The organism is Pseudomonas sp. P116 (assembly GCF_020149425.1).
Taxonomy (GTDB): domain Bacteria; phylum Pseudomonadota; class Gammaproteobacteria; order Pseudomonadales; family Pseudomonadaceae; genus Aquipseudomonas; species Aquipseudomonas anatoliensis.
Genome location: NZ_JACVHB010000001.1, coordinates 157,041 through 183,228, shown reverse-complemented (window position 1 = coordinate 183,228; position 26,188 = coordinate 157,041). Strand labels below are relative to the sequence as shown.

42 protein-coding genes and 1 tRNA gene are annotated in these 26,188 nt (G+C 55.0%); 24 read left to right on the top strand and 19 right to left on the bottom strand.

Annotation, left to right across the window (positions count from 1 at the left end):
• Nucleotide 1 precedes the first annotated feature (1 nt).
• Together ICA15_RS00970 and ICA15_RS00965 are read left to right on the top strand one after the other, a co-directional pair.
• Nucleotides 2-1,111 (top strand): tail fiber domain-containing protein, encoded by a 1,110-nt coding sequence (locus ICA15_RS00970; protein WP_210555665.1) that lies wholly within the window; start codon nucleotides 2-4, stop codon nucleotides 1,109-1,111.
• A 60-nt stretch (nucleotides 1,112-1,171) separates the two neighbouring features.
• Complete coding sequence (locus tag ICA15_RS00965) at nucleotides 1,172-1,594, top strand: cell wall hydrolase (protein WP_210555666.1); 423 nt, start codon at nucleotides 1,172-1,174, stop codon at nucleotides 1,592-1,594.
• 6 nt (nucleotides 1,595-1,600) lie between these two features.
• On the opposite strand, the gene ICA15_RS00960 is transcribed toward ICA15_RS00965, so the two are convergent.
• Complete coding sequence (locus tag ICA15_RS00960) at nucleotides 1,601-1,930, bottom strand: hypothetical protein (RefSeq protein ID WP_210555667.1); 330 nt, start codon at nucleotides 1,928-1,930, stop codon at nucleotides 1,601-1,603.
• A gap of 224 nt (nucleotides 1,931-2,154) precedes the next feature.
• Between ICA15_RS00960 and ICA15_RS00955 the strand changes: the two genes are divergently transcribed.
• Nucleotides 2,155-2,223 (top strand) — tRNA-Pro (locus ICA15_RS00955).
• A gap of 69 nt (nucleotides 2,224-2,292) precedes the next feature.
• On the opposite strand, the gene ICA15_RS00950 is transcribed toward ICA15_RS00955, so the two are convergent.
• The 3 genes from ICA15_RS00950 to ICA15_RS00940 are packed head-to-tail and all read right to left on the bottom strand — an operon-like array spanning nucleotide 2,293 to nucleotide 4,233.
• The gene (locus tag ICA15_RS00950) at nucleotides 2,293-3,420 is read right to left on the bottom strand and encodes a tyrosine-type recombinase/integrase (RefSeq protein ID WP_224450853.1); all 1,128 of its coding nucleotides are present in this window, start codon (nucleotides 3,418-3,420) and stop codon (nucleotides 2,293-2,295) included.
• Nucleotides 3,342-3,755 carry a hypothetical protein gene (locus ICA15_RS28515; RefSeq protein ID WP_224450796.1) on the bottom strand — a complete coding sequence of 138 codons (414 nt, stop codon included), beginning with the start codon at nucleotides 3,753-3,755 and terminating at the stop codon, nucleotides 3,342-3,344. Before ICA15_RS28515 ends, ICA15_RS00950 begins: the two co-directional genes overlap by 79 nt.
• 43 nt (nucleotides 3,756-3,798) lie before the next feature.
• Complete coding sequence (locus ICA15_RS00940) at nucleotides 3,799-4,233, bottom strand: hypothetical protein (RefSeq protein ID WP_210555425.1); 435 nt, start codon at nucleotides 4,231-4,233, stop codon at nucleotides 3,799-3,801.
• A 115-nt stretch (nucleotides 4,234-4,348) separates the two neighbouring features.
• Here ICA15_RS00940 and ICA15_RS00935 point away from each other — a divergent pair, with 115 nt between their 5' ends.
• Nucleotides 4,349-4,927 carry a hypothetical protein gene (locus ICA15_RS00935; protein WP_210555426.1) on the top strand — a complete coding sequence of 193 codons (579 nt, stop codon included), beginning with the start codon at nucleotides 4,349-4,351 and terminating at the stop codon, nucleotides 4,925-4,927.
• Nucleotides 4,928-4,999: 72 nt separating this feature from the next.
• On the opposite strand, the gene ICA15_RS00930 is transcribed toward ICA15_RS00935, so the two are convergent.
• Nucleotides 5,000-5,323, bottom strand: a complete 324-nt coding sequence (locus ICA15_RS00930; protein WP_210555427.1) for a hypothetical protein — start codon at nucleotides 5,321-5,323, stop codon at nucleotides 5,000-5,002.
• Nucleotides 5,324-5,516: 193 nt separating this feature from the next.
• Here ICA15_RS00930 and ICA15_RS00925 point away from each other — a divergent pair, with 193 nt between their 5' ends.
• Complete coding sequence (locus ICA15_RS00925) at nucleotides 5,517-7,094, top strand: hypothetical protein (RefSeq protein WP_210555428.1); 1,578 nt, start codon at nucleotides 5,517-5,519, stop codon at nucleotides 7,092-7,094.
• Here the strand turns inward: ICA15_RS00925 and ICA15_RS00920 are convergent.
• Nucleotides 7,031-7,852, bottom strand: coding sequence for a hypothetical protein (locus tag ICA15_RS00920; RefSeq protein WP_224450795.1), 822 nt, complete (start codon nucleotides 7,850-7,852; stop codon nucleotides 7,031-7,033). The two genes, ICA15_RS00925 and ICA15_RS00920, sit on opposite strands and share 64 nt — an antisense overlap.
• Before the next feature lie 48 nt (nucleotides 7,853-7,900).
• Here ICA15_RS00920 and ICA15_RS00915 point away from each other — a divergent pair, with 48 nt between their 5' ends.
• Both ICA15_RS00915 and ICA15_RS00910 read left to right on the top strand, forming a co-directional pair.
• Entirely contained in the window at nucleotides 7,901-8,422 is a 522-nt protein-coding gene (locus ICA15_RS00915; protein WP_210555429.1) for a hypothetical protein, read from the top strand.
• Nucleotides 8,423-8,568: 146 nt separating this feature from the next.
• A complete protein-coding gene (locus ICA15_RS00910; RefSeq protein WP_210555430.1) occupies nucleotides 8,569-9,108 on the top strand; it encodes a hypothetical protein in 540 nt (179 codons plus the stop codon).
• Here the strand turns inward: ICA15_RS00910 and ICA15_RS00905 are convergent.
• The 7 genes from ICA15_RS00905 to ICA15_RS00875 form a co-directional block, all read right to left on the bottom strand.
• Nucleotides 9,099-9,491: a hypothetical protein gene (locus ICA15_RS00905; protein WP_210555431.1), complete on the bottom strand. Its 393-nt coding sequence runs from the start codon at nucleotides 9,489-9,491 to the stop codon at nucleotides 9,099-9,101. The two genes, ICA15_RS00910 and ICA15_RS00905, sit on opposite strands and share 10 nt — an antisense overlap.
• Nucleotides 9,492-9,563: 72 nt before the next feature.
• Entirely contained in the window at nucleotides 9,564-10,085 is a 522-nt protein-coding gene (locus ICA15_RS00900) for a hypothetical protein (RefSeq protein ID WP_210555432.1), read from the bottom strand.
• 7 nt (nucleotides 10,086-10,092) lie between these two features.
• Entirely contained in the window at nucleotides 10,093-10,656 is a 564-nt protein-coding gene (locus ICA15_RS00895) for a siphovirus Gp157 family protein (RefSeq protein ID WP_210555433.1), read from the bottom strand.
• The gene (locus ICA15_RS00890) at nucleotides 10,653-11,402 is read right to left on the bottom strand and encodes a hypothetical protein (RefSeq protein ID WP_210555434.1); all 750 of its coding nucleotides are present in this window, start codon (nucleotides 11,400-11,402) and stop codon (nucleotides 10,653-10,655) included. The genes ICA15_RS00895 and ICA15_RS00890 overlap by 4 nt, the downstream gene beginning before the upstream one ends.
• Nucleotides 11,403-11,559: 157 nt before the next feature.
• On the bottom strand, nucleotides 11,560-11,754 hold the full coding sequence (locus ICA15_RS00885; protein ID WP_210555435.1) for a hypothetical protein: 195 nt from the start codon (nucleotides 11,752-11,754) through the stop codon (nucleotides 11,560-11,562).
• Nucleotides 11,751-11,942, bottom strand: a complete 192-nt coding sequence (locus tag ICA15_RS00880) for a hypothetical protein (RefSeq protein WP_210555436.1) — start codon at nucleotides 11,940-11,942, stop codon at nucleotides 11,751-11,753. The genes ICA15_RS00885 and ICA15_RS00880 overlap by 4 nt, the downstream gene beginning before the upstream one ends.
• Nucleotides 11,939-12,376 carry a hypothetical protein gene (locus ICA15_RS00875; protein WP_210555437.1) on the bottom strand — a complete coding sequence of 146 codons (438 nt, stop codon included), beginning with the start codon at nucleotides 12,374-12,376 and terminating at the stop codon, nucleotides 11,939-11,941. The genes ICA15_RS00880 and ICA15_RS00875 overlap by 4 nt, the downstream gene beginning before the upstream one ends.
• Nucleotides 12,377-12,558: 182 nt before the next feature.
• On the opposite strand from ICA15_RS00875, the gene ICA15_RS00870 reads away from it, so the two are divergent.
• Nucleotides 12,559-12,897 carry a hypothetical protein gene (locus ICA15_RS00870; protein ID WP_210555438.1) on the top strand — a complete coding sequence of 113 codons (339 nt, stop codon included), beginning with the start codon at nucleotides 12,559-12,561 and terminating at the stop codon, nucleotides 12,895-12,897.
• Between the two features lie 673 nt (nucleotides 12,898-13,570).
• Here the strand turns inward: ICA15_RS00870 and ICA15_RS00865 are convergent.
• Entirely contained in the window at nucleotides 13,571-13,756 is a 186-nt protein-coding gene (locus tag ICA15_RS00865) for a hypothetical protein (protein ID WP_210555439.1), read from the bottom strand.
• A 451-nt stretch (nucleotides 13,757-14,207) separates the two neighbouring features.
• Here ICA15_RS00865 and ICA15_RS00860 point away from each other — a divergent pair, with 451 nt between their 5' ends.
• Nucleotides 14,208-14,522 carry a DUF1654 domain-containing protein gene (locus ICA15_RS00860; protein ID WP_210555440.1) on the top strand — a complete coding sequence of 105 codons (315 nt, stop codon included), beginning with the start codon at nucleotides 14,208-14,210 and terminating at the stop codon, nucleotides 14,520-14,522.
• Nucleotides 14,523-14,578: 56 nt separating this feature from the next.
• Here ICA15_RS00860 and ICA15_RS00855 read toward each other — a convergent pair whose 3' ends face one another.
• From ICA15_RS00855 to ICA15_RS00840, 4 genes are all read right to left on the bottom strand, one after another.
• A complete protein-coding gene (locus tag ICA15_RS00855; protein ID WP_210555441.1) occupies nucleotides 14,579-15,016 on the bottom strand; it encodes a DUF6941 family protein in 438 nt (145 codons plus the stop codon).
• The gene (locus ICA15_RS00850) at nucleotides 15,013-15,420 is read right to left on the bottom strand and encodes a helix-turn-helix domain-containing protein (protein ID WP_210555442.1); all 408 of its coding nucleotides are present in this window, start codon (nucleotides 15,418-15,420) and stop codon (nucleotides 15,013-15,015) included. Before ICA15_RS00850 ends, ICA15_RS00855 begins: the two co-directional genes overlap by 4 nt.
• 7 nt (nucleotides 15,421-15,427) lie before the next feature.
• Nucleotides 15,428-15,850, bottom strand: coding sequence for a hypothetical protein (locus ICA15_RS00845; RefSeq protein ID WP_210555443.1), 423 nt, complete (start codon nucleotides 15,848-15,850; stop codon nucleotides 15,428-15,430).
• 122 nt (nucleotides 15,851-15,972) lie between these two features.
• On the bottom strand, nucleotides 15,973-16,839 hold the full coding sequence (locus tag ICA15_RS00840; RefSeq protein WP_210555444.1) for a helix-turn-helix transcriptional regulator: 867 nt from the start codon (nucleotides 16,837-16,839) through the stop codon (nucleotides 15,973-15,975).
• Nucleotides 16,840-16,946: 107 nt separating this feature from the next.
• On the opposite strand from ICA15_RS00840, the gene ICA15_RS00835 reads away from it, so the two are divergent.
• From ICA15_RS00835 to ICA15_RS00765, 15 genes are all read left to right on the top strand, one after another.
• A complete protein-coding gene (locus ICA15_RS00835) occupies nucleotides 16,947-17,153 on the top strand; it encodes a Cro/CI family transcriptional regulator (protein WP_007965032.1) in 207 nt (68 codons plus the stop codon).
• Nucleotides 17,154-17,217: 64 nt separating this feature from the next.
• Nucleotides 17,218-17,685 carry a YmfL family putative regulatory protein gene (locus ICA15_RS00830; protein WP_210555445.1) on the top strand — a complete coding sequence of 156 codons (468 nt, stop codon included), beginning with the start codon at nucleotides 17,218-17,220 and terminating at the stop codon, nucleotides 17,683-17,685.
• Nucleotides 17,686-17,830: 145 nt separating this feature from the next.
• A complete protein-coding gene (locus ICA15_RS00825; RefSeq protein ID WP_342345755.1) occupies nucleotides 17,831-18,553 on the top strand; it encodes a Rha family transcriptional regulator in 723 nt (240 codons plus the stop codon).
• A 1-nt stretch (nucleotide 18,554) separates the two neighbouring features.
• A complete protein-coding gene (locus ICA15_RS00820) occupies nucleotides 18,555-19,526 on the top strand; it encodes a phage replication protein (RefSeq protein ID WP_210555447.1) in 972 nt (323 codons plus the stop codon).
• The gene (locus ICA15_RS00815) at nucleotides 19,513-20,310 is read left to right on the top strand and encodes a hypothetical protein (RefSeq protein WP_210555448.1); all 798 of its coding nucleotides are present in this window, start codon (nucleotides 19,513-19,515) and stop codon (nucleotides 20,308-20,310) included. Before ICA15_RS00820 ends, ICA15_RS00815 begins: the two co-directional genes overlap by 14 nt.
• Nucleotides 20,307-20,534 carry a hypothetical protein gene (locus ICA15_RS00810; protein ID WP_210555449.1) on the top strand — a complete coding sequence of 76 codons (228 nt, stop codon included), beginning with the start codon at nucleotides 20,307-20,309 and terminating at the stop codon, nucleotides 20,532-20,534. Before ICA15_RS00815 ends, ICA15_RS00810 begins: the two co-directional genes overlap by 4 nt.
• Nucleotides 20,527-20,997, top strand: coding sequence for a hypothetical protein (locus ICA15_RS00805; RefSeq protein ID WP_210555450.1), 471 nt, complete (start codon nucleotides 20,527-20,529; stop codon nucleotides 20,995-20,997). The genes ICA15_RS00810 and ICA15_RS00805 overlap by 8 nt, the downstream gene beginning before the upstream one ends.
• Nucleotides 20,994-21,575 (top strand): recombination protein NinG, encoded by a 582-nt coding sequence (locus ICA15_RS00800; RefSeq protein WP_210555451.1) that lies wholly within the window; start codon nucleotides 20,994-20,996, stop codon nucleotides 21,573-21,575. Before ICA15_RS00805 ends, ICA15_RS00800 begins: the two co-directional genes overlap by 4 nt.
• Entirely contained in the window at nucleotides 21,572-22,117 is a 546-nt protein-coding gene (locus ICA15_RS00795) for a hypothetical protein (protein ID WP_210555452.1), read from the top strand. The genes ICA15_RS00800 and ICA15_RS00795 overlap by 4 nt, the downstream gene beginning before the upstream one ends.
• A gap of 200 nt (nucleotides 22,118-22,317) precedes the next feature.
• A complete protein-coding gene (locus tag ICA15_RS00790) occupies nucleotides 22,318-22,533 on the top strand; it encodes a hypothetical protein (protein ID WP_210555453.1) in 216 nt (71 codons plus the stop codon).
• A gap of 123 nt (nucleotides 22,534-22,656) precedes the next feature.
• Complete coding sequence (locus ICA15_RS00785) at nucleotides 22,657-23,190, top strand: hypothetical protein (RefSeq protein WP_210555454.1); 534 nt, start codon at nucleotides 22,657-22,659, stop codon at nucleotides 23,188-23,190.
• A gap of 151 nt (nucleotides 23,191-23,341) precedes the next feature.
• Entirely contained in the window at nucleotides 23,342-23,794 is a 453-nt protein-coding gene (locus ICA15_RS00780; protein WP_210555455.1) for a hypothetical protein, read from the top strand.
• An 810-nt stretch (nucleotides 23,795-24,604) separates the two neighbouring features.
• Nucleotides 24,605-24,976 (top strand): chemotaxis protein, encoded by a 372-nt coding sequence (locus tag ICA15_RS00775; protein ID WP_210555456.1) that lies wholly within the window; start codon nucleotides 24,605-24,607, stop codon nucleotides 24,974-24,976.
• Nucleotides 24,976-25,314, top strand: a complete 339-nt coding sequence (locus ICA15_RS00770; protein ID WP_210555457.1) for a hypothetical protein — start codon at nucleotides 24,976-24,978, stop codon at nucleotides 25,312-25,314. The genes ICA15_RS00775 and ICA15_RS00770 overlap by 1 nt, the downstream gene beginning before the upstream one ends.
• Complete coding sequence (locus ICA15_RS00765) at nucleotides 25,311-25,811, top strand: DUF2514 family protein (RefSeq protein WP_210555458.1); 501 nt, start codon at nucleotides 25,311-25,313, stop codon at nucleotides 25,809-25,811. Before ICA15_RS00770 ends, ICA15_RS00765 begins: the two co-directional genes overlap by 4 nt.
• Nucleotides 25,812-25,865: 54 nt before the next feature.
• Here the strand turns inward: ICA15_RS00765 and ICA15_RS00760 are convergent, their stop codons facing one another.
• Entirely contained in the window at nucleotides 25,866-26,174 is a 309-nt protein-coding gene (locus ICA15_RS00760) for a hypothetical protein (protein ID WP_210555459.1), read from the bottom strand.
• Between the last annotated feature and the right edge of the window lie 14 nt (nucleotides 26,175-26,188).

Sequence of the window (26,188 nt, the reverse complement as noted above, 5' to 3'; positions counted from 1 at the left end):
AATGTCCTGGTATAAAACGGGAACGGTCTCTGTCACCCAAAATACCAACGCGGTGATCGGTACAGGCACTGCATTCATTGCTAACAGTCGGGTCGGGGACGGATTTCGCGGACCAGACGGCCGCTGGTACGAAGTGACCAACATCGCGAGCAATACAGCCCTGTCGATCTCTCCGAACTACGAAGGCCCGACAGTGGCCGGCGGCTTCTATTCCATCATGCCGGTGCAGGGATATCCCAAAGATCTGTCCGACCAGGTGCGGAATTGGGTCAACACCTACGGCCCGAAGATGGCAGCGCTCGGCACCACCGGTAATTACGACATCCTGCCGGTAATCAAAGGAGGTACGGGCTCGAACACCTTGAATACAGACGTGGTTCCAGAGGGGGCGACGAACAAATATTTCGCCGGGTCCAGAGTGCTAGCGTCCTTGTTAGATGGGTTGAGCACAGCCAGCGCAGCCGTAATCGTTGCGGGTGATAATGTTCTTTCAGCACTTGGGAAGCTTCAGGCGCAAATAACCGGTAGAGCGCTCAAGGGCAATAACAACGATATCACTGGTCTGTTAGCGACTGCCTACGTTCGCACAAGCGGCACAACCAATGTGGCGCAAGGTCAGGGGCTATATCAGCTTTGGAATACCGGCGCGGGTGGGTTGGTCGGATCGGGTGATTGGGTTTGCAACCAGGGTGGCGGCACGGGCGGCTTCAGTTGGCGCTCTGTTAATCTAAATAACACCCTAACCGGCCCCACCATGACCTACACCTACGCCGGGAACCTGAATGTTCCAGGTACAGTAAGCCAAGGTTCGGACCGTCGCCTGAAGACAAACGACGTTGAAATTCTAGATGGCCTTGATCGAATCCTGCAAATCCGCCCGGTCGAGTTTGACCGTCGTGACTTCCTTGACTCCACTGAATACCCACACCATGAAGTGGGGGTAATCGCTCAGGAGCTTTACGAGATCACGCCGTTGCTGGTCACCCCAGCGAAACCGGATGTTGAAGAGGACATCTGGCGGGTAAATTACACTGGGCTGATCCCCTACCTGGTATCGGCTATCAAAACTCTGAAGGCCGAAATTGAGGAGCTGAAGTCAACACCTCAATAGAACCAACGGTACAACACCAAACCCGCCATCGAGCGGGATTTTTTTTGCCTGGAGAAAAGCATGACCGTCACTGAAAGAGAGCGCGACATTCTTGCCCGCACGCTGTGGGGCGAGGCGCGCGGCGAAGGCGCGGCCGGACAAGTGGCCGTGGCGTGGGCAATTCGCAACCGGGTCTTCGACGGCAAGGAGAAGTCATGGTGGGGAGAAGGCTACGCGGGCGTTTGCCAGAAGCCGTACCAGTTCAGTTGCTGGAACAAGACTGACCCGAACTATCAATTCCTGATCGGCGTGAAAAAGATACCGTTCCGAGAGCTGGCCCAATGCCGGATCGCGGCTGATCAAGTGATTGACGGCAAGGTGGCGGACCCTACCGGCGGCGCCACGCACTACTACGCCACCAGCATCAAGGCGCCAGCATGGTCGGCGAAGGCCAAGCAGACCTTGAAGCTCGGGCACCACATCTTCTTTAAGGATGTCCCGTAAGGGCGATCATTCTTCCTCGCTATCGCGCAGCTCCCTAAGCAGGCGCTGATGTTCACTGTGCAAATATTGCCTTTGATGTTCCACGTCAGCAAAGCTGCGCTTCTCTCGGAGTAAATCCGTTTCTGCTGACATCAGCTTTGCCCGCAATGAGTCCCTCTCCTGCGTGATTGCGTCGTTCGCCTGCACCAGTCCCTGGACGTTTTCGAGTGCTCGCGCCAGTTTAAGGGTGAGCGCCTCGAATTCGTTCTCATACATCCTGAGCTGGTGACGGCAGGTTTCGAGCGGCTCGGGGGTTCCGAGCCAGTCGTCGGTGTCTTCTATATAGAGGGGATCCACGGGAATGCCTTGCTGAGTACTGTTTGTATATACAGTAATCGAGGAGCTGCGGGTGGGCGAGGGTTAGGCGACGAGCTGTAGGGTTTTGGATTGGTGCTCGGTCGGCAGGACGCCGAGGAGGGGGCCAGGAAGGCTAAGTGACTTTTCGAGTGACTTCGTAAAACACGGTTCCGCACTGTTATGCATCGTTGCAGCGAGCGACAGGCGCGGAGGCTTGTATTTAGCGGGCTGTAGGGCAGTCCGCTTGCATGGGGTGCTAGGGGTAGAGTGTTCGAATCACTCCGTCCCGACCATATAATTCAATGACTTAGCCCAACTCTAGCCAGTTGGGCTTTTTCATTAGTGGGGAGTTTTTCGGGACTTCATCCAGTTTTCCTTTTCAGGATGGTCAGTACCGGCCCACGTGAGTCTGTTGCTGATACCATATTTGCAGCCTCGATCAGATGCCCGAGCTCAGCGCCCGAGTAGTGACTGGTGATGCTGCCGTTCTTGTGTCCCAGCAATGCCTTTCGGTCTTCCTGAGTGACACCTGCCGCCCGAAGGCGACGGCCAAACGTGTGCTTCAAATCGTGCACCCTGATGGATGCATACCCTGGGTGAGCGGGGCGAAGGTTTTCCTCCTGCCAGAGTTTTGCCGCTCTCACCCGCGCCTTTTTCCAAGCCGAGTCGTTCATTCGATGTAGAGCAGTGCCGTTGTAAGGGAAAACCCATTCCTTGCTCAGGCCGCGCTGCTTTTCGATGACTGACTTGGCTACGGAGTTGAGCACTACCAGTCGCTCGTCTCCGTTCTTCACCCCCGATCGCTCGTTGCGGCCGCCGAAGTCGGACGGTATCAGGAACACGCTGGCGCCAAGCTCTGGCACCGAGATCTCCCAATCCCACCTCAACTTGCAGACCTCTTGCTCGCGACAACCTGTGTTCACCTTGAACAGGGCCATCGTTTGCAGGTGAGCCGGCAACTCTCCGAAAAGAATCGACTGTTCTTCCCAAGTCATTGGGTAGGGCTCGCGAACCTTCTTCTTCAAATCCAGCTTGGCCAGCATCGGAACTGAATCAAGCCAAGGCCTGCGCTCCTCGTCCCGCCACTTTCTTGCGCAAAGCGATAGAACCCGAATCACCCGCTCGATTGAGATATTGATCGTGCGAGGCGCTACCGGCTTCAACTGCTTCCCGCACGGCAACACCATTCCTTTCAAACGATCTTTCACGAACGGCTCAAGTGCCTGGTCATCGATGTGAGTCAATGGCAGATCCTTGAGATAAGGATTCAAATACTTCAGGTGGTGCGCCGTCAGCTTGATTGACGGCTGATCCTTGCTCTCGATCAAAAACCTAGTTGCTGCTTCTTCCCAAGTTCTGGTTCGGCGCACGCCATACACCTTTTGCTGCCGAAGCTGCTCGAGGCGATGAATCAGGTACTGCTCTGCTTCTTGCCTGTCACCAGTTCCAGTGCTTTCTCGAAGTCGCTCACCTCGGAAAACCTTGTCGATTTGCCAGACTCCACCTTTCTGGTAGAGACCGGAGATCGCTTTTCTCGCCATGGTTTGCCTCCTTTGGCTTCACCCTGGCGCTCGCTGCGGGGGTGATTGTTGTCCTGATTCGCCGCCTTTTCAACCGACTTGCGCTCGACATAGGCGTCCGCCCATTCATCAAGCTCGATCCGGTCGAAGGCCACACCTTGTTTACCGATCGGGAATTCCCGAACGCTTGGGCGAACTGTTTTGTTGAATTCGTCCCGGCACATGCCGAGGTAACCAGGAGCATCGCCAAACCTGATGAAGCGCGGTTGAATGCTGCTGGCCTTTGCCGCTGTGGCGTTTGCCATGTGATGCTCCATGCCGCGCGTGGCGGCAGAAGGTGGTGATGGATTATTCGTCGTCATCCAGATCGAGGACGTCATCGCCGTTATGGCTGACGGTGATCGGCAGTTTCCCGAGGCGCTCGAGGGCGAGTACGAGACCGATCTTCAATCCCTTGGCCATGTCTTTTGTCAGAACGATCTCGAAGGGGTCTTCGATACCGAGCTGAAGCGTCACGCCTTCCTTCGCGTTGTCGCTGATGACCTCCAGCTGTTCGGCCTGTCGCTTGTGCCAAGCCAGTAACGACTCGATCATTTCGCCGATGTCCTGCGGGGCGTTCACCGATCCCTCCAGAGCACCGGTGACCAGCTTCTTCAGTTCCGCCTTCTCTTCTTCGGCGCGCTCGAGCTGATCGTCTGCGGCGAACGGACCGCCAACCATTGACCAGCTGCTGGCGAACACTTGGGCCTGGTCCATGATGGCTTTGATATTTTTCTCAGACATACGAATACCTCGCCCGCCGTACACCGGCAGGCTGTTTAGTTAGAGAGAACTTGTTAGATGGCTATTTGATATTTGCTGGAGTAGCTTGGGGTTTTCTGCCAAGGGGCGAGTGAGAATGCATAAATTTTTGTACCTGACACATGCCTCGTGGACTGAACCATGGGTTCATGGAGGTTCAATCCCTCTGGCGCTCGCAAGTAAGTACAAGCGAATGGATCGCGATGGTATTTACACGCCAGATGAAAACCTTATCCACGAGGCGGAAATAGATTTGCGCTCACTTCATCCGTTTGTGTCATTCGGCGCAAATCCAAATGTTAGAGATTTCACGTTCACGGGAAACACTTGCGGCGAAGTACCAATGCCCGAAGTAAGAAACGCGAACTTCTATACGGAGGACGGGCTGATCCAATCTTTCTGTAATGTCTTCGATGTTGAAATTGCTAACCGTTTCGGTAAGACCGCGTGTGTGCGAATTCACAACATTGAGAAGCTGCGGAAACATTTAGATAAGCGCTTGGGGCGCAAATCTAGATTTGGGAACTGCGAATACACGCATGATCACCAACGAAATCATTTCCTAAAATCTCATGATGACGCTTGGCAGCAGGAATATAGGTTTTTCTGGCCGAACAAAGCTGATTGCTCTGTTGAACTGCCGCCCGGGATCGCCGAGGTAGTGTGGACGGCGTAGTTCTAATCAGTGTGAGTAATTATCGCCACGGCCGCTTGTAGATGAGGTAGGCCATGTAGAGCGGGGCGAGGATCATGGCGTCACCTCGCGTCGTGCCCACCAGCAGACCGGGCCATCGTCGGTGTCGTGAATCGACAGGCAGAACCAGCCTTCGCCTTCCGGTTTATCCGGATCCCAGTAGCTGCAATCCGGATCATGGGAGTCGAAGTAGCGCTCCGAGATCTCGTCCGGCGCGTCCTCAATGCTGGTCATCTTCACGACCAGGCGCTGCTCGGCGATCCACTTCTTGCACTTATCGCCATCACCTTCATCAAATGGCGGCAGTTCCGGGTGCCAGAACATCCCGTTTTCATCGCGCACAACCGGCACCGGCTGAATCAGTTTTATCGTTTCCATGGGCGAACTCGTCCTTGCCGCTATAGCGGCTGACTTTGAAGGGGAGGGGTTTCAGAGCTATTAGATCAGTCTGTAATTCTGCAAATACTCAATTTGCACTGTGTAAGCAGAACGTCGGTAGGTAGTGAAATGTAGATATGTCGAAATGCCATCCACCTGCTTTAGAATCTGCTCCTCATCGGAGAGAGCAAACTTGGACGCACACAAGATTGAAACCCTGAAGCTAGAAGCGGAACGCATTGCTCTTGAGCGGTTTGGTGCAACTTCATCGGCGGAGATTGAGTCGATTCTCGCTGTGTTGTCTTACGAGCAGACGCTGCTCCAGAAGCATGGGAAGCGACAGCCTGCTGCTTATACGTGGCGCATGCTCGAAAAACACGGGATCGTTTCGGGCGTCGAGAGAGTGGTTATCCGTGAGGCAGAAACGCAAGGCTACAGAGCTCTACTCAGCCTTGGTTTACAGGATTTCGCATTTGAAGCCGTTGTGGTTAGGCATCCTGATATTTTTTCCCCGGAGGCAGTAGAGCATTCGGCAGCACGCCTACGCGACTTTGAGGACACGTTAACCGCCCGGTATAAATTTTGGTGGGTAAACCATAAGCAGACCTTTAAGGCCGAGTTTGACGGTGGCTATATTTGGTCGCCGAAAACCAATAAAAATGGCGCTCGCAACAAAACTTATGAAAATTTAACCCAGGTGGAGCCTGGGGATGTAGTGGTGTCCTACGCTAATGGACGGATCAAAGCTATTGGCATCGCAATCAATAATTACGCAGAAGCTCCAAAGCCAGAAGAATTTGGAGCGATTGGCGCAAGCTGGGCTGCTACAGGATTTTTGGTGTCGATCAACTGGATCGCACTATCGACTTCGATTTCGCCGAAGGCTCATATCGACAAAATCCTAAAACTTCTGCCGAAGAAAAATTCACCTCTCCAGTCAAATGGTAACGGTAACCAGGGCTGCTACCTGGCGGCCATTTCAGTTGCATTGGGTAGCGTAATTTTTGGCTTCTTGGACGCCCCTGATTTGGAAGCGGTAATTGCAACACAAGCCTTAGTTTCCGTAGATGGGACTGGGCTGGCAGGCAACGCTCGCTTGCCGGCGGAAGAATTACGTAAGGTCACTGCTGAGTACATTTGGAAAGCAGTCCAATATCTCCTTCAAGGTGTCCTGGCAGAGGATTTTGGACCCTCTATCGACTACGACCTGTTAGTTGACGCTAATGCCAGACTAGCTCCCAAGCAGGTCTTCGGCCTCGCTGCAACGGAAGCGTTGGGATTCAAGGTAATGCCCAAGCATTTCACTGCGGGAAAGGGGACCGTCTGTTTCGAGCTGTTGGAAGCTGCGGGTTACAAAGTCGTCCCCAAAGGTGAGCAAGTCGAGACGCTTGAAATACCCATAGACACTGAGGATAGGGAGTGGGCCGAGGGCCAAGTCAAGCTGGTGTACCACCTGAAACGTGAACGCTCACCGGGTCTTTCTAAAGCCAAGAAAGCTTCATTTATCAAGAAACATGGCCGGCTATTCTGCGAGGAGTGCGGAACAGATCCTGTCGAAGCGTACGGCGATTTTGGGGTGGCTTGTATTGAGGTTCATCATGAAGCGATCCAGGTCGCAGATATGGGCGAGCAGCACAAGACAACCCTGGATCAATTGCGATGCCTGTGCGCCAACTGTCATCGTGTTCTGCATCGCAAATTGAAGGCTCAGATTGTTGACCGTATACCGGCTAACGCTCTGCCCGACGTTATGTCCGCACCGCTTGGTTGATAGTCGGCTTCAGCTATCTCGCAAAAGAAAGAGCAAGCTGGTAACGCCTCGTTTCGGCGGGGTTTACCAGACGGAAGGTCACGTAGAGAGAATCGGATATTGGTCTTGCGGTCGCGATGCAGGTACGAGCCTGGGCCAAGTTCATCCTGAACACGGCAAAGCTCTTCAAATTGCTTCGGGAAGTCTTCGCGGATCGCTCGAAAGTAGCCTTCGCCACCTTTCACGCAGCCGATGCAGTTAGCGTTGTCGTAGCCCAGGCGGTACATCAGCGGTAACTCGATCCCTGCACGCTCGACCATTGCCTTGCAGTCCTCTTTACCAAGGCCGGCGTCTATCAGGGGCGCGATGACAGGGCGATTGGGGTTGCGCTCGCGGAAGTCTTCCAGACGGTCGACTTCTTCGGCGGTATAGCCAAACACCATTATGTCGCCCGGTTGCTTCCAGGTATCGAGCAGACGACGCTTCAGTAACTTGGTGCATGGCGCGCCGTTCCGGCTTTTCATGAATCGCTCGCGCCGGAACACCTGGATGATATCGGCGCCGTACTTCTCGTCACGCAGTTGCACGATTTTTTGTCCGAACCATTCTTGGCAGTTCAGAAGGAAGCGCCGGTTGTCTTCGTGCTCGTTTGCCAGGAGCGCGTTGATGATCTGCACGTCGTGTGTCGCGCAGTACTGTGTCAATGCCAGCTTGGTGGCCACCGCCGAGGCAGCGCCGCAGCTGAATTGGCAGACAATTCGGGGATGTTGTGCGGACATAGGGGATCCTCGCCGGTATAGTTCCGGGATCTACAGGGGAGTGGGGTTATGAGCTTGGAGGTGATTTTTTGTTGGATTGAAGCGCATCCAGGACTGGCGTCGTGGCTCCAAGCATTTCTTTCAGTACTTGCGATATGCGCAGCAGGGGCGCTGCCTATATGGCACGAGCGGGTTAAAGAAATTCGCCAGATTGAAAATACGATTACAAGCCTGATGTATCTCGCTAGCGAATTAACCAGCATCCATCGTCGACTGCTGAGAGCGCTTGAAAGCGAGGATGATTCCGCCGATTGGCGCTTTGGCAATAAAACACATGATCTCGAAATGATATGCGCGCTCGCAGCCGAGATTCCCGCAAGTATGGTTGTTGGTGAGCGAATGGCTTATTTGTTTGAAATTCGCAAGAGCTGTGAACATGCCAAGGATCTTGACTTCATTATTTCGGAGCCCAGTTTCGACAAATCACTAAGCGCCTACGACTTAGAGGACATGATTGCGCGACAGGTGTCCGAAGCAGAATCAATAAATGCATTATTCGAAGTTCTCAAGGCGGAGAAAAAGGCGCTTTGAATAGCTTGACACATTGCTCGTATGGTCGACGCTCATCGATATTTTAACCATCTAGATGCCGCCCTCCGTGACCGGTGGTGGCAATTTGGTTTGGGTTGGGGTATTACGAGTGACCGGCATGAGGTCGGGACAAGGAAAATTACGTTATGAAGGAAGAACTTTTAATTCCGCTAGTTGGTGCAGTTGTAGTCGCCATAATCGCTGGTTCCATTTCTCTTGCAGTCACAATTCTATCTAAGGATCAAAAGACATCAGAGTTTCGTCAGTTATGGATTGATTCCCTGCGGAATGATGTTTCTAAGCTTGCGGGCGTGATGCATATGATTTTAAGCTTTTCGAGGTTTGTTAAAAAGAAAGGAGCAGATCATGCTTATGAGTTTGCGGTATCAAGTAAGGAAGATTTTGTTGAGATAAATAATCTTATTACGCGCATTCGCTTGCGACTTAACGTTAAAGAACATAAGCATCTCTTAAAGCTTCTTCAAGAGATAGATGACACCGTTGAGTTTTCTAAAGAAAAAGGTGAGCTTCAGATAAGAGGCGTCGTTGATGAAACGCAAAAAATTCTTAAAACGGAGTGGGAAAGAGTCAAGAGGGGGGAGCGGTCATTTCAGATCTTGAAATGGTCTTCGGCAGCAATTCTCATCGCAGGTGTTTTCTGTTCAGCCTGGTATTTCTATCTGTAGCATGAATGGTCACTCTTCAATTGCTCTGGAGAAATAATTTCATCGTCTGGTTCGCCGGGGCGCTTAGACAAGTGCAGCAGACCGGCAGCTTTCAACTGTCGCAACACCTTTTCGCTAACAACATAAGGTGTTGTGACACCGCGCAGCATCCACGCCTGTGTTTCGAAATCAGCCGCGATCAGGTTCGTTAGCAGCCGCTGGTGAATGTCTTGCTGGTTGTTGATGCTGTGGGCGGCCATGACCCGCTTGAGGTCAGGCTTGAACACCCCGGCCACTTCAACCGTAAACTTCTCGACGCCCAAAGCAGCGTCCTTTGCTGCCGCCTTCTCGCGCTTCCTCCGCTGCTTCTTGGCTTCCTCCGTCAGTTCCTTTTCCTCGGCCATGGCCTACCTCTTCAATTCCGCTGGCCGGCAAGTCCAGCCAGGTCTGTCGTTTGCGTTGTTGGGGCCTTCGTTTCATCGAAATGCAGGCTTCAGCTTTGGGAAGTCGATCTCGTTGTCCCGGGTGATCCGATCAAGCATGTTGTAACTGATCGCCAGAGCCTTGCAGCACTGGCTCCGGTTCATGCCGCCGGCGATGCATTCATTGATCTGAGCGACCAATCGCGCTTCCACATCTGGCGGCGCTTTGTTCGGCGCGGTGCCGATTTTCTGCCGCACCTGGAACTTGATGGCGTGCTTGCAGGCGATCGCCTTCAGCGTGGCCAGCGCGATTCCTTCCCGCTCACAGATCTCGTTCCGGGTCAGCGTCTTGGCCATTTCACGGATTCGCGCAACGCGCGCAGTCGTTTCGTCCTTCACACTTGGGCGCTGAAAGCTTGGTGGATGCTTCCGCTCGGAGGTGCTGGTGAACTTGATCGGCGCCGGTTCTGGCACGTCGATCTTTCCACCAGCGGCCAGGTACTGGGCAATCTGAGCGGAAAGGTCGTTTGCGTCCTGACGCCGACGCTCGACGTCGTTGAGGTGGTTGCTGATCATGCTGGCCTCACTTGATCCGGATCGAGCTTTCGCCGCGCTCAAGGTGGGCCCAGGCCGGTTCCGGCAGCAGCTCATGCTCCGCGTCTTCGCCTGCATCGATGCGTTTGCGCACCGCATCGTTATGCTCGCGGATCTCCTTGAGCTTCACGGCGATAGTTTTCTTGTCTGGAGTGATCACGCTCTTCAACGTGACGAACTCGTCAGGAACTGCTTGCTCGTTGTCGACGATGACCCTCTCGGGCGAGAGCGCCAGTGTGATAGTGAACAGTGGTCGCTTGATCGACTTGATGTCTGCGGCCTCCATGTTCCGGCGCAGGTAATCGCTGAGTTGCCCAACGGTATTTTTCTTGATGCGCTTGAGCTCGTTCAGACGGTCGACCTCCTTGTCGATTGCGTCGATGTCACCCTCGATGTTGCGACGCAGCATGACGACGCTATCAGCCTTCACTTCGAACTCGCCTTTGATGCCGTCCATGGTGTCTTGGATGGCCTGGCGCAGTCCTTCGTCGTCGCTGTCAGCCAAGGCTGCGAGCTCGGCCATCTGCACATTCAGTTTGTAGAGATCGGTCATGCTGCGCCCTCCAAGGCATCTTCAAGGTCTGCTTTACGGGCGTCTTTGGCGCGCGTGAATTTGAGTTTGTGGGCAGCGCACTCTGGTTCGGTTTTGCGCAAGTCCAGCTTGCGCATCGCTGATTTGTAGAGCTGCTCCAACTCGTTGAGTGATTGCGCGGTACCGATCAGGCGGAGTGTTTCATTTAGCCAATCGCGGTATTCGGCAGCCAAACGTTCCTTCGCTTCGATCTTGTCCTCGGCGCGTTCAATTTCTGCTTCACCTAGGCGTTCGTTGACGTAGTGAATGTCGTCGTAAAGACCCAAGCGAACGTCGGCGGAGAAGCCGAGCTGACTCAGACACTTGCCGATCGCATCAGTGAGGGATTTCTTTGGGGCATCGAAGTCAGTGCTGATGCTCCCGAATTTGTTCTGAGTGATGAAAGGTGTGTGCCCGTAGTGCGTAATTGTCTTGCGCTCACCGTCGCCGCCCAAGTACCAAAGCGCGACCTTGAGGGTGTGCACCTGGGCATGTGCCAGCACCGAACCTTCTTTGTTCAAAAGTGGGCCGCCGATATCGAAGCGTTCCTCGATGACGTCGTAACCCCAGCCGGCACCGCATGGGCCGAACTGCTCAGTAGCGCGTTTAGCCAGATACTGGGCATTAACTGCAGTACCCGTGAAGCCGCCGAGACCGGTGTATTCCTTTGTGAATTTTGGGTCGGTCTTTTCGACCTCTTCCCATAGAGCTAGGTTAGGTGCAGACATGACTATCTCCCGCCGCGCAGGAGGGCGGCTTTGAAAGATGGGGTTTATTGAGTAATGCGATCGGCGAGGGTGCTGAGCAGCATCAGGAAGGTGAAAACGCCGAGGGAGGAGAACGCGCCGCGCCAGATGATCAGGCGGCGCGCCCATTGGCGAGCGGTCACGGCCGAACCTTCACGGCAATTCGTTTGCCCTTCATGGATGGCGCCAGGCGCTGCGGGAGATTAGCGACCAGCTCCTCGCGCTTGCGGCCGATCACCTCGTTGAAAGGAAGACCAAAGCCGAGCAGGGCAATCTTGTGTTCGATGTCTTCTAGCTGCTCGTCGATCAGCGATTTAACCGGTGCCGTACTCATGCGTCCTCCTTGCGCCGCTGACAGGTGTCACGCAGACGTTTGCAGTAGTGGTTGAACTCGTCGATGGTGATGGCGCCGTCGGTGAAGAGGCGGGTGATCAACCCCTGAACCAGAAGGCTGATGTCTTCTTCGCCGGCGGGCGCCGACACTCCATCAAGTGCTTGGTCGATCAGGATGTGCGGGCTCACAAGTCGCCATCCACATCGTCTTCAGCCTCTTCGTGCTCGGCAGCCACCGCATTGGCTGCGTGCGGACGGAGGAAGTCGGCGGCCAACGCCTCAAGTTGTGTCACCGGACTATTGCTGCCCAGCAAGTGCTTGGCATGGGTCAGCGCCTCGGCCGGGCTGCCTACGACCACCGCTAGCACCAGGTTGGCGAACGAGTCGCGATCATCAAGGCCGTCGATCTGCCGCTGATTCAGGTGCGTTTGTAGGTGTTCGGCGTAATCTGCCGAGGTCACCGTAAGAGCTACGCCAGATCGGCGCTTCCACGTTACGTCTGAGCCGCACACCAACTGTTCAGCAGCGTTTTCCAGCCATTCCTGTTGATCGTCCGATTCGCTCACTGCCGGAGGCAACTTCGCGTCGTACATGGCCTGACAGAGTTTCAGTGCTGCGTTCAAGGTCGCCTCCAGAGTGACGGGTGTTGATCCAACAAAACTCGGATGCACTCATCCGCTCCGCTGGTTGCCGTTGGGCGCGGAGGAGAGTGCATTCGGGTGTTGTCGAACGATTTGCAAAGCGGCGAGTTGAATTTTTTGATTTCACTGCCGATAAAGCGCAGAACTTCTAAGGATGAATTCCCATGCGTGTTATTTCGAAGACTGTCTGTCTAGTTGCTTTGGTCGCGCTCAGTAATTTAGGGCAGGCCCAAGCGGATACCGAGGATCACGACATTGCTATAACCATGGTGGCTATGGGGCGTATGTGTGCAGAACAAGAGCCCGGAATGAATTACTCGCTGCAGAACATCTTCTCCCTTCCAGATATAGCGGCAAATGCAGAACTGAAGAAGGAGATTCTTGCAGTTGATGCCAATCCGGCATTTCAGGATGAAATAAAGGCAGTTCAAGTGCAGGCCGCAGGGGATCCGTCGGCAGCAAAACATTTCTGCCCGAGCTATGCGCCGAAACCTAGCAAGTAATCTGTCCCAGGCCCGCTACTGGCGACGGCCTGGGTTTGTAGCATCAGATTGTCGACGTGCGTAGAGGTGGCCTACCTCATTCGGCCGATGCGCGGTGACATCGACGGCCTACTGTCCGCTGCCTGTATGAGTGATGGGCGCCGGCCTTCAGGCTTGCCGCGCCGCGCAGGTGAATCGCTCACGTTTACATGGCTGTCATTCCTCTGATTGAAGGCAACTGCCGAGAAATCCTCGGTAGTTGGTGGAGATGCAGGTGGGCGGTTATAGGCCGCAGTTTCGTCCGCATCGGAGAGTGATCGAAACACCGGGACGCTACCCCCGCTTGTTTCCCGCCGCGTTTCTGGTACTGGCTGGCAGACCCAGCTCAGGAGATTTACGGGGCTTTGCGATCCTAGCGCTGCAGCCCGCTTGGGCACGCTTCGATCACTCTCCGATGCAGCCTCTTTCGAGGTGATCGGGCCAGTCTCTCCCGGCTGTCCGTCGTACTCTTCCGACTGTCAGCGTTCTTGATTTGGCTCATTGGCTAAGCCTTCGCTTATACGGAGCGAAACGAACACTGCTTTGGAGTGCCCACAAAGACCGTATTGTCCGACGGTCGTGGCGGAGGCGGCTTAATCCCCGCTCAGGATTCTTTTACCGCCTGGCCCTGCCGCCAAGGCCAGCCAGTGAAATCTCATTCAGCAGCCTTGCAGTCGGCCGCCGTCATTCGATGGCCGTCTTCGCACTCAACAACGCGCACGCCGCTTTTGAGTCCGCGCTCTGCGTTGAGCCTGTTCGCCTCTCGGATGCAGGCGTTTAGGTCGGCATCAGCGAAGACCTGCAACTCTCCGCACAGGGTGATGTGAATTACCTTGTTCATTGCGTTGCCCTCGGTCGTTTTCCCAATGCACCCGTCACCAGGTGCATCAGTGAAAAATTCCGCTGATCCTTCGGCGCTACTGGCGCGGTACAGATCGATTCAAATTGTTCCTCCAGCCGCGGGCCTTTCGGCTTGTTCTCCCGCTGGAAAACTGCTTTCGACGTTTTACGCTGCACGCCCGGGTCAGTTGCCAACCCTCTGAACCGTTTAGGCCGGTTCATCGCTGCCTTTGAATCTGGGCCGGTGGTGATCCGGCAAGTTGAAGCTGTGTCGCAAAAGAGCGGCGGGTCTTGTCAGGCCCTTCGCAGTGACTGTGTCGCTGCGATGGATGCAAATTAACCGGCGGTTTCTTTGTAGTCAATACCGGCGGTTAATTTATTTTTCTCAAGGATTGGTTGTGCTTTGTTTTAACTGGATGGATATACAGCTATCAGGAGAGAAGTAGGTGGCAATGGCACAAGAACAAGACCGGCTCGAAAGCGTTGGTATGTCAGGCCTGGAGCGTCTTGGGCTCCGCGTCTCGTCAATGATCAATCACCCAGTCGCGCAGATTCAGCGCTGGGTGACGATCCATCGCCTGGACACGGACGGGGGCAGGGAGTGGGAGGAGGTAATGGGGCTACTGAACGAGACGGATGGGATAGACATGACGTTCAACGACGATTCGTCAGTGACGCTCAGGTGGGATCCTCAAGTCGAGGAGGGGCGAGTCGCCGAGGTGGAAAGTACGTTTGAAGTGGCGATGGAGCAGGCAGCTCCTTTTTGATAGATGCAAAAAGCCCGCTTGTGGGCGGGCTTCTTCTTTAGCGTACTTACTAGAAATTAAATAATTTGCATGCCTTCTGGAGCTGGCGATATCTGCATGCCATTGCATTCCAGATCTACCCCGTCAGCGATCACGGAAATTTTGATTTTGCCTGGCTCTTGGATATGCAAAGGCGAAAGCACGAACATAGCTTGCGCGGAAAGCCCTTTGGCGTCATCGATTTGATTCGCAGCCTGCTCGTGCATTTGCTCCAACTGTTCCTTCTCTAAGGCAACGTCAAATAGGACGGTTTCACCGATGGTGCCTTTGAACTGAAGAGACTCGAACGGATGGTCGTGTGTTGTATTTGCAGTTACCGAGACACACAATTTGGGCAGTACAGCGGGGAAAGCTGGAATGTACATGAGGTTGCCGATGATCCCAATGTACGAGCTTTTGTTATTGACCTCATACCGAATGTCATCGCAGAAAATAGAGTAGGCAAACCGGTTCATTTTTTAGCCTTCGCTTGGTAAATTTTTTCTTGCCGATCAAGCATCTCGTCAAGCTCATCCGCTGAGACGCCGAGAACCTCACGAAGCCTCTTGCACGTCGATCGCTGTAGATCAACATTTCCTTTTTCTATTCGTGCAACCTGAGCCTGAGTGGTACCCAGTAGTTCGGCGAGCTGCGTCTGATTCAAGCCTTTTTTCAAGCGCAGTGTTCTGACCGTTTTGCCTTCGTCAACCAGAAGATTATCAGCCAGCCACGTGCGAGCATCAACGATGCCCTCTTTGTGTTCCGCGCTTTCTTCAAGGCGTGCCATGAGACGCGAAAATGCAGTGTTTTTTTGGGCTAGAGGTGCTGGAAGGACGGATGCTTCGAATTTCAGCACAACACCAACACTGGCCGTACCCACTGATTCTTCACCAGCCCTCTGCCTCAAGCTGCTTATAGGCATCAAGGACGCGCTGTGTGACAGGGTGGTTCGGATCATAGTTAAATGCTCTCTCAACGACAGCTAATACGAAATAAAGGTCCTTTGAAGGGATGTAGGCGTAGATAATTCGATACTCAAACCCCTCCTTGGACAGTTCGAAATCCCTCAGCCTCCAAATATTCTTTCCCGTTCTGTAAAGGGAATAGACCTTTGAAACGCTGAATGTTGCTCCCAGCTCAGGCAGGTGCGGCTTGCCGCCGTACTGATCCCAGGAAAGCTTCTCGAGCAAATCCTGATCGCAACCCAGCTCCTGAAGGAAAACACCCAAGCGATACGCCGCTGGCGCATTCTCCTCAAGAATTTCTTCAAGATCGCCAGTGGCGTCGTCGCCAACTATTAGCTCGTACAATATATCTTCTCAGGTATATTCCCGCAAGGCGAGATGGCATTGATCGGTGCAAATCGGTGCTGTGCCGATTGCCATTAAAAAGCCATTTTTTACACAAAGTCGCGAGAGCGCGCCCCTCCTCGTTAAAGCAATTGAGCGTTCCAAGCGAGCAAAACACGAGCTTGAATGTAGGTGTCACTCGCCATGATTGTTTGCGGCGGGTGACGGTCATTGTCGGAAATCATTTTGATTTGATCATCGCCCAGCCACTGCAGTCGCTTGATATAAAGGTGACCCTCCCAAGAAAACATGTAGATCCCATCGCCTACGAATTCTCGGATGCTGATGTCTACCAGGAGCGGGTCGCGATGCTTGATCGTAGGCGCCATTGACTGGCCCCAGCCGGTCACCATTTTCAGATGGAAATGCTCTTTGAACTCGACACCCATCTCGCGCAGATGCTGGGGGCTCACCCGGACATCCTGCAGCATCTCGGGATAGTCATGCGGGATCTGACCGCCGCCCATCGCGGCGCGGACGTCATAATGGGCGATCCACACCTCATCCCCCACAGCGCCTGGCCGGTAGTAGTCAATCTCGATGGCGCCTCCGGCATCATCTGCGTCAGCGGCTGCCATCAATCTTTGTCTGGCAGTGTCGGTAAGCCCTTTGCCCTGCTTTTCAAGCATCGCTCGGACCATATCAGCGGCTGAAAGCGTCGAAGCAGATGGCCCTTCGGCGACACTTGTCAGTCCGCTGATCTCGCGCGCAAGTCGCTTGCTGAAGCGCTCGACAGGCACGCCGAGTAGGCGCGATAGAACCGCCGCGAACTTGGCGTTCAGAGGATTGGTTCCGTTCAGGTACATCGCTACCGCAGCGGCCGATATATCAGCCTCCGCCGCAAGACTCGCCTGGGTCAATCCAAGCGCGTTCTTTTTCGATACGAAAAGCGCCTTGGCGGCGTCGCACTCAGCTTTCAGTTCTGGGGACAGCTCTTTCTTTCTGCTCATCCGTGAAATTTAACCGTTGGTTAATTTTATTGCGTCAACCGCCGGTATTGCTTGAAAGCTAACCGGCGGTTAATATTGGGTCTGACAAAGTTTGCTGAGGCAACGACATGAAGAAGACGCCACTGCCAGAACTGGTTGAGCGAATTGGTCAGTCCGCTGTCGCCAAGGGCCTTGGCGTCAGCGCTCCAGCCATTTCAAAAGCCTTGAAGGCGGCCAGGGAAATCCTGGTCATTGAACATGAGGACGGAAAGCTGACAGCGGAGGAGGTTCGTCCATTTCCGTGCCAGTTGCCGGTACAGAGAACCGCCGCCTGACATGCCCGCCCGCCGATCCAGTGCTGCCATTTTGACTGCAACCAACCCAAGGAAAAACTAGGACATGAAAACCCCCGTGCTAGAGACCCGCCGCCAAGTTATGGCAGCCGTGTCCAACGCTTTCCCTGGCGGGATGGACTGTGCAGCCGCTCGTCTTGGCATCAAGGACAAGCGTCTGGAAAACCAGATCTACGAGACAGCAGGCTGCAAGCCGTTGAGCGATGCAGAAATCTTCGTGCTGGAAAGCGAAACGAAAACTGAGCATCTGCCCGACTACATCTGCGGCATGTATGGCGGTGTGTTCGTGAAGATCCCGGAAGCGGGGGAGTTAGACAACGTCGACCTGTACCAGCGCTCGCTGGCTGCATCTGCGCAGCGCGGCGCCCTTGATCAGATGGTGGCGTCAGCTTTGGAAGATGGCGAGATCGACGCGGGCGAAGCAAAGAAAATTCGCGCGCTACATGCCAAGTACATGTCGGCAAGCCTTGAGGCTGTCGGCGCCGTAATCGAGTTGCACAAGGCTCGCGGCTGAATCGCGGGCACAAAAAAGCCAGGTTCGTGGCCTGGCTCATTGCTACATCTGCGAGGCAATAATGAATACACAGAATGCTTACGTCAATACCCCCAACAATGTCGCGACACGTTTTTCTGATTCTGAAAACGTGTCGCGTACCACGATGTCCTCTCGCGAGATCGCTAACGTCACCGGCAAGCGGCACGCCAATGTGAAACGCGACATCGCTGCGATGCTGAAAGAACTGAAATTAGATGTACTCAGTTTTGAGCACATCTATCTGGACGGTCAAAACCGGGAGCAGGTCGAATACATGCTCGACCGCGAACACACCGACTGCCTGCTCACCGGCTACAGCGCCCCGATGCGCATGAAGGTGATTCGCCGTTGGCGGGAGTTGGAGCAGCAGCAGGGCGCTCGCGAGCAGGTTCTGCTCAATGGCACCAAGGTCGTTGGCGAGATCGCCATCATGGAGTGCTTTACGCGCCTGCTGAAGCCGGCTCCATCCTGCCAGATGGCCATGCTCACGAAGATCGCCCAGAACAACGGTCTTGACCCGAAGTTTCTCCCAGGCTACGCCGTCGACGCCGCGCCAGATGCTACCGGCGGATCCTCTATGCCCACCAAGTCAGCCACGGCCTTGCTGAAAGACAACGGCATTCGCGTGTCTCCCGCTGCGTTCAACCGAGCACTGGAAACCAAGGGCGTTCTGAAGCAGCTCCAGCGCAAGAACTCCAAACAGGAAATGGTTCCGTTCTGGTCGGTGACCGAGAAGGGCATGACCTACGGCAAGAACCTGACCAACCCCCAATCCCCACGCGAGACGCAGCCTCACTGGTACGTCGATCGCTTCCTCGAACTGGCCAAACTGGTCGGGAAGGCCTGATATGCAATTCACCGTCACGATCAATCAGGTAAAGGCGTTGGAGTGGGGGCTGAATTCTCAGCAGGCTCTGCTGTTCGCCTTTGTCTATGGCTGCCCAAGCTGGACAAAGCCAATCAAGACTGACGATGGGATCTTCTTCGCGCTGAGCAAGGCCAAGATCATCGAGGAGCTGCCGCTGCTCACTGACAAGCCAGACACTGCTTATCGCATGCTGAAGGCCCTGGAAGAGGCGGGTTTGATTGAGCTTTCCAGCACTTCGAACATCACACTGTTCCGCCTGACCGAAAAGGCGATCGAGTGGAACCAGAAGCTCGACGGGTCGGAAAAATATCCGACCCCACCAAAGAACGAGGGTCGGAAAAAAATCCGATCTACCTCGGAAAAAAATCCGAGCAAGGTCGGAGAAAAATCCGAACTAGGGTCGGAAAAATCTCCGACAAATCAGGATACCAATCATCAGGGTACCAATCAGGATACCAGTCAGGACTTGCAAGACGGCCCGGACAAGCCGGTCCGCAATCTGGTTCTGGTGGTTGATCGCACCGATGCGCCACGGGTTGAGATTCCCGCTGACATGCCGGGCCCCAAAGACCAGTCCTGCAAAACCTTCAAGGTCTGGGCGAACTACGCCATGGCCTACCGCAAGCGCTACAGCACCTGGTCGGTATGGAACGCCAAGGTCGGTGGCCAGCTCGGCCAACTGGTCGACCGCCTCGGCGGCGATGTCGCCCACCACGTCGCCGCGCACTTCCTGAAAACCAGCGATGCCGCCGTTCTGCGCAAGTGCCACAGCCTCAACGATCTGCTGGCCAATGCCGAGAGCTACCACACCCAGTGGGTGACGGGGCAGCGCATCAACGGAACAACCGCGCGCCAGATGGAGCGCACCGAAGCGAACGTCTCCGCCGCCGAGCAGGCCGCGCAAATGGTCTTGGCCAAGCGCCAAGCAGGGGAGCGCAATGAGTACCTTTGAAATGAATGACCAGCAGGTTGCCGGGCTCGCTGCTGCGATCTGCGCCACCGCCGAGGCCATGGGTCAGGAAATGAACCCAGGCACTGCGGCGATCATGGCCGAAGACCTTTGCGCTTACCCGGTACCGGTCGTGAAAGCCGCGCTGAAGGCCTGCCGCTTTGAGGTGAAGGGCAAGTTGGCAATGGCTGACATTCTTCAGCGCGTTCAGATTGCTGACGGCCGGCCGGGCAAGGACGAGGCCTGGGCGATCGCGATGACCACCAACGATGAATTCGAAACTGTGGTGCTGACCGACGAGATCCAGCTCGCACTCGCAGCGGCGAAGCCTGTCCTCGATGCCGGCGACAAGGTTGGTGCGCGCATGGCGTTCAACAGCGCTTACGAGCGTTTGGTAGGGCAAGCACGGGAGGACCGCAAAGAAGTGAACTGGCATGTGTCAGTCGGCTTCGACGCCGACCGCCGCACACAGGCGATCACCAAAGCCGTGCAGATGCAGCGAATCCCTCAGGAGCGCGCTCAGCAGTACCTGGCCGACTTGAGTGTCGTGCCGGTCACTGAAGACGGTCGGGCCGTCGTAGCGCTGCTCACGGGTGAGGTTGCGCGGCCTTCGCCAAAGCTGCGCGAGAGGCTCGCCGCGGTGAAGGATTCGATGCTTTCCATGCGCCAAGCATCAGCCGAGGAAAAAACAGAAATTCGAATTCAGGCAGCCAATGAGCTGGCGGATCGCCGGGCGCTGCTCATTCAGCAGGCCGAACAATTGGAAGCAAGGAGCGCTACTCAATGAGCATCGATAAACAAAAGCTTCAGAAGCTGCTGTGGGCCGAGGCGGCGTCGTACCGCACCGACTGCGCGGACTGGAAGCGCAACACGGAGGCGCTCCAAGACTTTCTCGGGGAGAAAACCGTGGAGGAGGTGGCGCTGGAACTGCTGGCCGAGAACGAGCGACTGACACAGCAACTCAGCGAGCTGATCAGCGGATTGCCGAAAAAGGTGGCCACCCATGGCTGACAAAATATCCGTGAACTGTCAGGCGAAACTCTCCGAGGCCATCACGAGGCTTAGCGCCATGTACCGCGACAAAAAGTTCGTCGTGGTGTCGCTGCGCCCAGGCAAGGACCGCACGCTCGACCAGAACCGGTTGTGGTTCGCGATGTACAAGCGCATCGCGGAAATGACCCAAATCGGCGATGAGGCTGAAGCCCGTCGCTACTGCAAGTTGCACGTCGGCGTGCAGATCCTGCTGAACGAGGACGCCGGGTTTCAGGCTGAGTGGTACCGGGTGATGCGTCATCTGCCATACGAATCGAAGCTGGACATGATGGGCGAATGCCATTTGTTCGGCCCGGACGGCTTCCCGGTGACCAGCCTGTTCAATCGTTCCCAAGGGATTGCGTACACCGACCGCATTGTCGCGCGCTTCGCACCTCAGGGCGTTTACTTCGATGATCTGCTGAGCCAGGAGGCCGCATGACGATCGCAAGGAAGCAGCCCAAAGCAAAAAAATGCTGTGTCGTATCGTGTGGGAAATCTTTCATCCCTTCGCGCATGGGGCAGGCCGTATGCAGTCCGGCTTGTGCGGCAATTGATGCCCCCCGTCATCAAGAGAAAGCTCGCAAAGCAATCGATCAGTGCGAGCGCCGCGAGATTAAAGTCCGTAAGGAGAAACTTAAGAGCAGGGCGGAACACATGCGCGAAGCCCAAGCAGCGTTCAATGAGTGGGTCCGCCTGCGTGATGCCGATCGCCCTTGCGTGAGCTGCGGTCGCCACCATGAAGGCCAATACCACGCCGGGCACTACCGCTCTGTAGGAGCGAACCCCGAGCTGCGATTCGAACCGCTCAACGTGTGGAAGCAATGCGCGCCATGCAACACGCACCTGTCCGGCAACTTGGTCCATTACAGGCTTTCGCTCCTCCAGCTGATCGGTCCGGAAAAGGTCGATTGGCTGGAAGGGCTGCACCCGGCCTGCAAGCACACCGTCGAAGAAATCAAAACTATTAAGGCCGACTGCCGAGCCAAGATCCGCGAACTGAAGAGGGCCGCAGCATGACTTATCGCAATGTGATTTCCGCCGTAGTCCGAGCCTTGGCCGCCGAGACAATTAGCTCCACGGGTGGCTGCGACTTTGAGCCTAAGGTGCAGTGCGCCAAGCAGAAAGGAGAGATCGTAGGTAAGGAGGCGGCGCTCCTCCAGGATTGTTGGGTGTTTGGTCGGCTGCACAAATCGCTAACTCCAGCTCACTGGCGCGCACTCGTGGCGAAGTACTCCACCCACGAGGAGCGTAAGCACGGCGCCATTCTGGAGCTGCTCAACTCGGTGAAAACGCCAGCGCCAAAGCGCTTCCGGGAGTGTGCAGTGCTTACTTGGGCGATTCCTCAAGTTGCCGGCGCTGAGGGTAAGCGTTCTGCCTCCGTACTTCCGGCCGCCTGGTACGACATCACCAACTGGGGCAACGACGGCAAGCCGGAATCCACCCGTTATCGGTGGCGCTCTTCGATTCGCAAGGCTCTGGACGACCAGGTAAATGAGGCTCTCACTGCCGCTCAAGAGCTACTAGACGCAGAGGGTCTAATCGAAAGTTGCGCCGCGTAGCAAAAAGCCATTGCAATTAATGAGAAAGTGAGAGAGTATTTACCCATCCTGTCGATCTTGCGCATTATGGATTGACATTAGGAAGCCTCGCCAACGTGCGGGGCTTTTTTATGGCCGCTCGTCTAGGAGATCGCACTCCTTGTTTTCGAATCTTCTCTCAGTAGTAAGCGCAGCCCCTGCGCGTCTGACGGGAGAGAATCATGATTGACGACAACAACGGCCCTGAAGCGCCATACCCAGGACCAAGCGAGCAAACGCCTGACGCTGGTGAAGGACATGATTCGGGTTTAGAGCAGACCGAATCTGAGCCGAAGCAGGGCACTGACGAACGACCAGAAGATTGGAACCCACCACCCGGAAACCCAGGCTCTGATCAGGATGCCCAGACGGACCGCGATAACGGCGGTGCGAAGTAAAATCCATTGAGCGCGCATTACTCACATAACCCGGCCAAGAGCCGGGTTTTCATTGCCTAGCAAAATGTGAAGACGTCACTAATATCTCCATTGCCCCTTTTGGGGTTCTTGGGAGGGACGCGTATGAAGAATTTGGCAATGATTGCACTAGCATCTGTTTCCATCGCAGGGTGTCACGGAGTTACGACCCCTCCTTTTCCGACTCTTGCCAATTACAGGGCGGTGGCCACGAGCGAGCCTCAATATCTCGCTGCTTGGGCGGATCTGGATGAGGCGAGTGAGTACTGTAGGAAGATCCACAATAATTACGAAGCACGCTCAAAAAACGCCGAAGAAGCCAAGCTAGGTATAGGTAGCGCAGGTGGCGTATTGGGTGTGACTGGCGCAATGCTTGCGGCTGCCGGAACAGGCGGAGTCGCAGGAGGTATTGCGTCGGGCCTTTCGGGGGTTGCGAGTACTGTACTCGGTACTGCAGAAAAGGGCCCCTTAGGGACAGCAGAGTTCACCGCTCAAAAGGTCAGTATTGCGAAAATGGTTCAAACGGCATCTGATGATGCAATAAAGTTGCCTGTCTCAGATCACGCAAAAATTTTTGCGATCGGACACGGCTTGAGAAATTCATGTTTCGCGGCTGAGGCCTCAGACAAGGCAACCTAATTTTTACAAGGTCAGATTCAGTTATCGAATTTTTTAGAAAGCCCGGCCATCGCGTCGGGCTTTTTCATATCCAGCATTCAATCTTCCCAAAATATCCGTGTAGGATTGCTTTGGCATCATTTGGCCAGCTAAGAGTGATAGGGAAATGGATATGAACAAAGCTGCATTTGCGATTTTGCTTTCCTTGGCTTGTGCTTCAGCTACAGCCGCAACCAACGAATGGCAAACTGGCTGGGGCCAAGGGAAGACTGAATTTTTTGCTGGCGATGAGGCAAAAAGTTACCTGAACTTTGCCTGCGACGAGAATGACGAGATGAGCCCTGTAAGCGGCTCGGCAACTATTGCGGGCAAAGAATTCTACTCGCACAACGATAAAGGCGGTTTTGACGTTATCGTTGACGGTGTCGAGTACAGCAACCCTTTCTTTGTTGAGTGCAACGCCTGTTCCGGAAATTTTCCTGAATTTTGGGCTGCAATGCGCAAGGCAAAAACCATTGAGTTGAAGGCTGAAGGTCTGACCAGTCAGATTCCAACCAAAGGGCTGAGCAAATTGACCAAGCCTTATAACTCGAAAGAAAACCCTTGTGGGACGGGTGCCTGGTAAGTCATCTGTATGTCAGAACCCGGCCGCCGCGCCGGGTTTTTTATTGCCTCGAATTTACCTGTAGCCAGGACAGCCCTCGGGAAGGCCTGGACATCGATAGCCGGATAGTGCGACGTACGGAATCAACACCGGCAGCCTGCGCACTCTGACCTCACATGCTTGTGGAGTGGCGCGAGACTGGATCAGCGAGATCGATGCATTGCTGTGTCGACGCTGGGATGGTCTTGGGTGGACTTCGGGAAAGACTGTGCCCCTATTCAAGATTCTTCCCACCGCAGGTGGTTTTTCGTTTCTATGAAAGAACTGGTACCGTGCTCGCTCTCTCATTTTTTCAGGGGCTTGAAGTTGGCGTCTTTCACTGTTGGAAAACCTCTAGACAAAAACGATTCTGAAGAAGATGCGCTATATCCAATTCTTCGGGACGGGGATCCTGTCGGTGAGCCCGTAAGAGGCAAGAAGGCTGCGGCGTCGCGTGCTGCGTATTTGAAGCAGAAAGACCTAATCGCCTTCCTTCGGAAACAGAAAAAAACATCTGCGGCTGATTACAATCGATCTTTGAATAGGCTCAGGGGGGAATTTCTCCGTTTGGGAGAGCAGCGACGCACTGGAATTATTGCTCCTAAAGTACGCTCCATCGACAGCGAGCCTACCCTGAATTAGACAACTGCTCCTCGTATCTAATAGAGCCTCAGCATTCGCTGGGGCTTTTTCGTTTTCGGCTCCCCTCACCCATTGCTCCGAGCTGGGAGTGCTGCGGACGCCGATCTATTGCGCTGGCCTGATGGTCCAGCTTTTCATGATGGAGTTGCGATGGATCCTACTGACCTCGGCCCAGGCACAGCTACCTGGCTGGGCGGTACCGGAACCGTGTTGCTGGCAGCCTTCCTTTGGCTGCGTAAATTCCTCTCGAAGGATGCTGCTGACAGGGCGATGGATAACGCCGACATTTTCACGCTTCGCCGACTGAATGAGCTCCTGGACTCCGAGCGTATTGCACGAAAGGAAGCGGAAGCTCGCGCCGATCAGTTCGCCAAAGAGCGCAACGAGCTCGCCGCAGCAGTAGGGCGGATGGAGGGGAAGATCGAAGCCCTCACCAGTCAAGTAGCACAGCTCACCGCAACGGTTACCTCGCAGAGTGAAGAAATCGCCCGACTGCGTACCAAGCTGGGAGGCATCAACTGATGGACAGATGCGCTATGGAATTCATTGCTCGTCGCTGGTGGCGTCGGGCGGAGGTCTGGGTTATCGCTGCGCTGCTTCTCGCCGGCAGTCTGATACTCGGTTTCCAAGCTGGCGTATGGTCAGCCAGTAGTGAGCAGACAAAACAGCTTGCCGAGGTGCGCGCAGCTTACGACGCCGCGCTGGGCAAACGTGACGTTCGCCTCAACAGCCTTGCAGAGAAGGCGCAGGACGCGGCAGTGAAGGTGCAAGAGGCATCGAACTCGGCAGTCCAAGCGGCGGACACCGCCAGCAAGGCAGCGGAGAAGGTCAACGAAGCCGTCGAACGGCAGGCCCCATGAGCGCCTTGCTGAAGTTGGTCCCGCCATGGATGTGGGTCGTGCTGGCAGCGATGGCCACCGCAGGTTACTTGGCGCTGAGACTGGATAGCGTGAAGGACGATCGAGCAGCCATCACCGCCGAGCGCGACACTGCCACCGCCCGCGTGGACTCACTCACCAACACGCTTCACCTTCAGCGCGAGATCACCAATGACATCAACCGAGTCTCCGACGATGCGAAAGCCAAAACTGAGCATGTGTCGGCTGCCGTTGCTGTTGCTGATAACCGGGCTCGCAGCCTGCAGCAGCAAATCACCGACCTCATCGCCAAGCGAAAGTCTTGTGCTGCCGAGGTTGCCAGCGGAAGCAAGGCAAGAGCCGACCTTACCGTTCTGCTCGCCGACCTGCGTAGAAGCGCTGACGAAGAAGCGGGAAGACTGGCAGAAGCGCTTGATCGAAGCCGAATAGCCGGCTTTGCGTGTGAGGCGGCATACGCCGCAGCACAGAAGAGCAAGTAGGTCGCGACACGTTTCGCGAGAGTGCAAATTGTGTCGCGACACCATCTTTGGCTGTTACGCCCTTACGGGAAACCAGAGCCATCCATCCTCTTCCAATGGATAGTTAAAGGTACGAGTGATCTCGAACGATCTGACCTCGCCACTTTCTTCATCAGAAACGTCAATGCTATACGCCCCGTTCCATCCGGGGAAAGCGGGAGTGTGCAAGGCCAACCAGCCAGCACGTTGTATCACGGTACCCGCGTCTTGCACGCCTTGATAAAAGCTTCGTTCGCCGGGGCTGTGGTGGTACTCCGCGCCGTAGATTACAACCGGATCCGCCACAGTTGTGTGCACGGTGATCGTGGCTTTGGGATGAGTCATGTATTTGCTCCTTG